Source organism: Mesorhizobium sp. M2C.T.Ca.TU.002.02.1.1 (assembly GCF_003997225.1).
On sequence record NZ_RZTO01001107.1, the window covers coordinates 1 to 1588 of the forward strand.

Annotated in this window: 1 protein-coding gene; it reads right to left on the reverse strand. The window is 62.5% G+C overall.

Annotated elements, in window-relative coordinates:
* Nucleotides 1-20: 20 nt before the first annotated feature.
* Nucleotides 21-1442, reverse strand: a complete 1422-nt coding sequence (locus EOD07_RS33815) for a hypothetical protein (RefSeq protein ID WP_127238298.1) — start codon at nucleotides 1440-1442, stop codon at nucleotides 21-23.
* Between the last annotated feature and the right edge of the window lie 146 nt (nucleotides 1443-1588).

A 1588-nucleotide genomic window follows, 5' to 3' on the forward strand; every position in this document is an offset into this window, starting at 1 on the left:
GTTCCGGCGCGGCGGTTTTCTCAGCCAGCGTTGACTCGCAAGTTCCGCCGCGGAACACGCCGCGCGGCGGGACGCACCGTTTCCGCGATGATCCCGTTTGCTTGAGGCGCGGCATCCTTGCGCGACCTTGCGTCGGTCACCCGATGCAGGCGCTCGTAAGGCAGCAATTCCCGGATGCGGGCATTGAGCGCTTCGACTTCGGCGTGCAAATCCTCGCATTCCTGCTTCTGGATATCGAGCTGGATCTGCTCGGACGCCTGCTGCAGCGAAAGCTGTGAGAGATTGGTGCTGACCACCGACAGGTTCTTCTTGTCGGCTTCGCTCTCTTCCTTGAGGACGGCGAGCCTTTCCTCGGCAATCTGGCGTTCGGTGACGGCATCGTTCAACTGCGCCTTGAGCCTGGTGATCTCAGCCGTGGCTTCGCCATTGTCGGTCGAGACCCTATCCAGGCGCGACTGCAGTTCCTGGATCTCGGCGCGCAAGCCGCGCATTTCGGCCTGGCTGCGCGCCAATTCCGCGGCGCCGTCGCTTTCAGCGATCCGCGCCGCCTCGGCTGTTTCGGCAAGCTTGGCCTGTGTTGCCTCCAGCGTCTTCTGCAGTCGGGTTTCTTCCTTTTCGTGGTTGCCGAGTTGAGCCATCAGTTCGGCGATATGGGCGGTTTCGCTGGCGTGGGTCGCCGCGAATTCGTCGAACTTGTGCCGGGCTTCCGCCTCGCGCTTTTGCGCCTGCTCCAGGTCGACCGAAAGGCCGACCTGCTTTTCGCGCAGCAGCTTGTTCTCGGCGCCGCGCCTGTCGACTTCGACGGTCTTGGCGGTCAAGGCCTTGACGATCTCGCCGAACTCCGTCTCGCGCCTGGCGCTCTCATTGCTCATCTCCACCAGCTCCAGGCGCACGGCCGCCAGCGCCGAGCGCAGCTGCTCCCGGTCCTGGACGAGGCTCGCCTCGCGCTGTTGCCAGGCCTCGGCGGCGCCGTCGCGCTCGCGCTGCTTGCGGGCGGCGTCGAGCAATTGCTCGGTGAGCGTCTTGTGCTCGGTGGTGAGAGCGAGGTTTGCCAGCTCCAGCTCGTTGGAGCGCAACACGTCGCGGTGGAAAACGTTGAGGACGTCGCGCGTCATGCGGTGGGCGCTGGCGATCTCGGCCAGCTTCGCCTCGATTTCCTGCAGGTGCCCCTGGCCATCCTGGAAAAGCCCGGCGACGGCTTCCAGGGCGGCCAGCCGCGTCTGGGTATGCGGTGTCAGCCGTGATGCCATTGCGTCGGACGGCTCTTCCGGCGGCGATTGCTGGTCGCGTGCAACCAGATCCTGGTCGGCGACATCGCCTTCAGGCGGTGCCTTTTCCTCATCGGCAAGAACGTCCTCGAATGCTTCCGCCAGATCCGATTGGAGTTCCTGAAATTCCTTATCGACGTCCTCGGCCCGCTTGATCAGAGACTTGAAATTCATCACGACACATCCTTAAGCTTGGCCCCCAACGGCGTACTTAACGAATTGCTAATTTATTCCTTTACCTTCCGTTCGGAAAGCCTCCGCAAAAGAAACGGAAATTAAGGTTATCGGCGGTCGTAACTTTTGCGGATGCACTGTCAGGT

Excerpts from the sequence above, each read along its gene's own strand:
- EOD07_RS33815 (WP_127238298.1), bottom strand. The coding sequence starts at position 1,442 with ATGAATTTCAAGTCTCTGATCAAGCGGGCCGAGGACGTCGATAAGGAA.